The following is a 4,102-nucleotide window of genomic DNA, read 5'->3' as shown; positions in this document are numbered from 1 at the left end:
GCACTCGATCTGCAGCCTCTGCCCGAAGTGGAGGAGCCGCGGGGAATCAACTACGTCGAGCTGAGCACCGATGACCTCGGCGCCCTGACTCGCCAGATGCACCAGCTCGGATTCCAGTTCATCGGTTTCCACCGCAGCAAACCCCATGTGCAGCTGTGGCTGCGGGGCGAGGCCCGCATCATCGTCAGCGAGGTGACCGACGGCGTCGGTACGGACGCGGGCGCGGGCGCAGACGAGGCCGGCACCACCTCGGCGCCGGTGAACGGTACATTCCTGCGCGGAATCGGATTCGACGTCGCCGACTCACGATCGGCAATGGAACGTGCCGCGCTGCTGCACGCGGACGAAGTTCCCCGCGATCAGGCGCACAACGACGAGGTGCTGCGCGGCGTGTTCGCCCCCGACGGCTCCGAGGTGTTCTTCCACCAGTTCGACAAGGCGACGCCGGCCTGGATCCAGGAATTCGGACACGACCACGACGAACAGGTCTCCCACATCGACCATGTGAACCTGGCTCAGCCCTCGAACCACTACGACGAGGCCGTCCTGTTCTACACCTCCCTGCTGGCGCTGCACGCCGAGCCCTCACAGGACGTGCCGAGCCCATCAGGCCTGGTCAGATCGCAGGTCATGTCGAGCACTGACGGATCGGTTCGCATGCCGCTCAACGTCTCACCCCAGCCGCACGCCGAGGCCGTTGCGGGTCGCGGCATCGGCTCAGTGGTCGAGGCCTACCCGGAGCACGTGGCCGTGGCCTGCGAGGACATCTTCCATGCCGGGGCCACAGCGCTCTCGCGCGGGCTGGACTTCCTGCCCGTGCCGCAGAACTACTACGAGGACCTCGATTCCCGGTTCGACCTCGCCCCTGAATTCCTGCAGCAGCTGCAGGAGAACCACATCCTCTACGATCGGGACGAACACGGCCAGTTCCTGCACTTCTACACCTCGACGATCGGTTCGGTCTTCTTCGAGATGATCGAACGCCGAGGTGACTACCGCGGGTTCGGCGCACCCGACGCTCCCGTCCGGCTGGCTGCTCAGCATCGGAAGAACGCGCAGCACTCCGCATAGCAGCAGCGGCAGGCAGCGCAGCAGGGGGTGGCTTCTGGCAGGTTCGGAGTTCTTCTGGCAGGGTAAGACCATGAGCAATGAACAGATCTTCGACGGGCCGTTGGCTCGTGCGGCCCGCGCCCTGTGTCGCGTCTCCGCAAAGGATGTGGCGTCAAAGGCGAATGTGAAGAAGTCCGAACTCAAGAACTTCGAGAAGGGCCTCGAGGACCTCACCGAGCAGCAGGAGCATCGCGTCCACGAAGCGCTCGAGGAGTTCGGAGCCTGGTTCGTTCGCGATGAGTCCCACGGCGGCTACGGTGTGCGCCTGAAGTTCAACCGAGCCAAGGTCCGCGCCATCGAACGCTGGGAGGACGAGGGCGGACGAGCCGCCGATGACGACGTCTGAGAACACCCGCGAACACGTGTGAATACGACGGTGGCCTCGACCATGCTCGGTGCATGGTCGAGGCCACTTCTCGTCGGCGCTGATCAGCCCTGGGCGATGAGCTCCAGGTTGTCGACGACACGGTTGGAGAAGCCCCATTCGTTGTCGTACCAGGCGGTGACCTTGACCATTGTGCCCTCGACGCGAGTCAGGGCGGAGTCGAAGATCGACGAGGCGGACTGTCCCACGACGTCGCTGGAGACGATCGGCTCGGTCTCGTAGTCGAGGATGCCCTTGAGCTCACCCTCGGCGGCTCTGCGATAGGCCTCGAGCACCTCGTCGCGGGTGACCTCGCGCGACACGACGGTGTTGATCTCGACGATGGAGCCGACCGGCACGGGCACGCGCAGGGCATCGCCGCTGAGCTTGCCGTCGAGCTGCGGGAGCACGAGACCGATGGCCTTGGCGGCCCCTGTCGACGTCGGGATGATGTTCGCCGCCGCGGCCCGGGAGCGACGGGGATCCTTGTGGGGGCCGTCCTGGAGCATCTGATCGCCGGTGTAGGCGTGGACCGTGGTCATGAAGCCCTGTTCGATGCCGGCCAGGTCGTCGAGGACCTTGGCCAGCGGCGCCAAGGCGTTCGTGGTGCATGAAGCATTCGAGATGATGGTGTGTTCTGGCTTGTAGGCCTCGGTGTTCACACCGTAGGCCAACGTGACATCGGCGCCCTTGGACGGAGCGCTGACGAGCACCTTCTTCGCGCCGGCGGTGAGGTGCGCGCGGGCCTTGTCCGCCTTGGTGAAGCGGCCCGTGGATTCGAGGACGACGTCGATGCCGAGTTCGGCCCAGGGCAGGTTCTCCGGGTTCTTCTCAGCGAGGATGGTGATCGGCTTTCCGTCGATGATGATCGTGTCGCCGGAGACTTCGACGGGCAGTCCGAAGCGACCCAGCGTGGTGTCGAACTTCAGCAGCCTGGCGAGGTCCTCGACGGGGCCGAGGTCATTGATGGCGACGACCTCCAGGTCACTGCCGCGTTCCTTCAGAGCGCGCAGTGTGCTGCGTCCGATACGACCGAAACCGTTGATGGCGATGCGAGTCAATGTCACTCCTTGAAGAGGTTCTGCTGGTGGGTACAACTCCATGGTCTCGCGTTCGCACACACGGCAACAGTGGCCAGCCAGACATTCTCCGCAAGGTAATCGCCAGATCTATTGCCAGATGTCGTAAGTATCTGGCCACGTCGAAATCAACCGGACGGAATTACGGTCGGCCACGTCCGGCAGAGGTCGATTCGCCGGGACGCCAATCGCCTTCAGCACGGATGGCGGCGGTGATTCGTCGACTGCCCTCACGAAGCTGACGGGCCTGACCGCGAGTCAGCGATTCGAAGACGAGCCTGCGCACAAGACCGACGTGCCCGGGCGCTGCCGCCCGCACGGCCGCCTGCCCTTCGTCAGTCAGCGTCGCAATCGTAATGCGCCCGTCCCCCGGGTCCAGAGCGCGACGCACCCACAGCTTCCGCTCAAGTCGTGCGACTGCGCGTGACAGACGCGAGAGCGTGCTGTTGGCGTAGCCGGCGAGCTCACTCATGCGAAGCGAGCGCTCTTCAGCCTCCGAGAGGGCGAAGAGGATCCCGAATTCGAAGTGGCTGATCCCCGAATCGGCCTGCAGCTGCGCATCGAGCGCCGCGGGGAGCCATTCCAGAAGTGTCGCCACTGCCGACCATGTCTCGAGCTCATCAGGATCGAAGGCATCGGCGGATTCGTCATCGCTCATGGCCGCCAGCCTAGCATTTAACTTGTCCAGGAAAGTGAATGTCCCTACGATTGACTTACTCAGGAAAGTAAATTCCGCTGGAGACGGCGGCCCGAAAGGACACATACACCATGGATACAGAGCTCACAGGCAAGAGAGTGTTCATCAGCGGTTCCACCCAGGGCATCGGATTCGCGACAGCCGCCGGCTTGGCCGCAGAGGGAGCCTCCGTGGTGATCAATGGTCGCGATGGTCAACGCGTGTCCGAAGCGCTTGAGAGCCTTCGCTCCTTGGTGCCCGGCAGCGATGTCTCGGGGATCGCTGCCGACTTCGCTGACCCAGGTCAGGTCGAGGCACTCCTCGACGCACTCGGTTCCGTTGATGTGCTGGTCAACAATGTGGGACTCTTCGAGGTGTCGCCGTTTGGGGAAATACAGGACGCGGAGTGGTTGCGGTACTTCGAGGTCAACGTGATGAGCGGAGTCCGCCTCTCTCGTCATCTTCTTGATCCGATGCTCAAGAAGGGGTGGGGGCGGATCATCTTCATCGGCACCGAATCCGCCGTCGATGTGCCCAGCGACATGATTCACTACGGCGCGACCAAAGCGGCTGCTCTCGCGCTGAGCAACGGTCTTGCGAAACTCACCCGAGGCACCGACGTCACCGTCAACACCGTGCTGGGCGGTCCGACCTATTCCACCGGTGTGGCGGACACGGTTGAGCAGATCGCCTCCGCGCAGTCGATTTCACCCGCAGCGCTGAAGTCCTCGCTCGTGCGTGATTCCTCGCTCATCCAACGTTTCATCGAACCTGATGAGATAGCGAATCTCGTGATCTACCTTGCAAGTGCGAAGTCATCGGCGACCAATGGTGCTGCGCTTCGTGCCGATGGCGGCGTTCTGCCTACCACCG

The 4,102-nt window shown here is 63.6% G+C and carries 5 protein-coding genes; 3 read left to right on the top strand and 2 right to left on the bottom strand.

Annotated elements, in window-relative coordinates:
• Together L0G76_RS14605 and L0G76_RS14600 are read left to right on the top strand one after the other, a co-directional pair.
• A partial coding sequence (locus L0G76_RS14605; protein ID WP_304357882.1) for a 4-hydroxyphenylpyruvate dioxygenase family protein occupies nt 1-1,071 on the top strand: 1,071 nt, incomplete at its 5' end.
• A 70-nt stretch (nt 1,072-1,141) separates the two neighbouring features.
• Entirely contained in the window at nt 1,142-1,456 is a 315-nt protein-coding gene (locus L0G76_RS14600) for an XRE family transcriptional regulator (protein ID WP_304357881.1), read from the top strand.
• 83 nt (nt 1,457-1,539) lie between these two features.
• Here the strand turns inward: L0G76_RS14600 and gap are convergent, their stop codons facing one another.
• Both gap and L0G76_RS14590 read right to left on the bottom strand, forming a co-directional pair.
• Nucleotides 1,540-2,535, bottom strand: a complete 996-nt coding sequence (gene gap / locus L0G76_RS14595; RefSeq protein ID WP_304357880.1) for a type I glyceraldehyde-3-phosphate dehydrogenase — start codon at nt 2,533-2,535, stop codon at nt 1,540-1,542.
• A gap of 160 nt (nt 2,536-2,695) precedes the next feature.
• Complete coding sequence (locus L0G76_RS14590; protein WP_304357879.1) at nt 2,696-3,211, bottom strand: MarR family winged helix-turn-helix transcriptional regulator; 516 nt, start codon at nt 3,209-3,211, stop codon at nt 2,696-2,698.
• A gap of 110 nt (nt 3,212-3,321) precedes the next feature.
• On the opposite strand from L0G76_RS14590, the gene L0G76_RS14585 reads away from it, so the two are divergent.
• Nucleotides 3,322-4,102, top strand: a 781-nt coding sequence (locus L0G76_RS14585) for an SDR family NAD(P)-dependent oxidoreductase (protein ID WP_304357878.1), incomplete at its 3' end; no start/stop codon positions are given.

This window comes from Brevibacterium picturae (assembly GCF_030453725.1).
Classification (GTDB): Bacteria; Actinomycetota; Actinomycetes; order Actinomycetales; family Brevibacteriaceae; genus Brevibacterium; species Brevibacterium sandarakinum_A.
This window is presented reverse-complemented; position numbering and strand designations above follow the sequence as displayed.